Origin of the sequence: Novosphingobium mangrovi, from assembly GCF_022818885.1 — a bacterium.
GTDB classification, from domain to species: domain Bacteria; phylum Pseudomonadota; class Alphaproteobacteria; order Sphingomonadales; family Sphingomonadaceae; genus Novosphingobium; species Novosphingobium mangrovi.
This window is the reverse complement of record NZ_JALHAT010000086.1, coordinates 1-577: the sequence shown is the minus strand read 5'-3', so window position 1 is coordinate 577 and position 577 is coordinate 1. Positions and strand designations below refer to the sequence as shown.

The 577-nt window shown below is 75.2% G+C and carries 1 pseudogene; it reads left to right on the top strand.

Annotated elements, in window-relative coordinates:
- A pseudogene (locus MTR65_RS20095) lies at positions 1 to 577 on the top strand (chromosome segregation protein); the annotation flags it as partial.

Sequence of the window (577 nt, the reverse complement as noted above, 5' to 3'; positions counted from 1 at the left end):
CCTGCCCCGCGCGATCGACGCCCTGCGCGCCGAGCCCGGCTACGAACGCGCGCTCGCTGCCGTGCTGGGGCGCGACGCCAAGGTGCCGCTCGGGCTCGTGGACGAAGCCGAAGGGCGCTTCTGGAGCGGGGCAGAGGTCCCTCCCGCCGTGGCAGACAGCCTCGCCGCCCACCTTCCCGAATGCCCGAACGAACTGGCCGCCCGGCTCGCGCTCGTCCATGTCGCGCCCGAGGACGATGGCCGCGCGCTCGCGCCGGGCGAATGGCTGGTGACGCTCGGCGGCGTGCTCAGGCGCTGGGACGGCTTTGTCGCGCGCGGCGAAGGCGGGGCCGAAGCCGCGCGACTGGAAGCGGAAAACCGGCTCGCCGAACTGGAGGAGCGCCTCTCCCCCTTGCGCGCGGCCGTCACGTCCGCCGAAACGCAGCAAAAGGACGCGCAGGCCGCGCTGTCCGCCCTCCAAAGCGAAATCGTGGCCGCCGAACGCACGGCAGCCGAGGCCACCAACGCCGAACGCGCCGCGCTGCGCCGCGTCGATCAGGCCGAGGCCGCGCGCGAACGCCACGCCGCCCGGGCCACC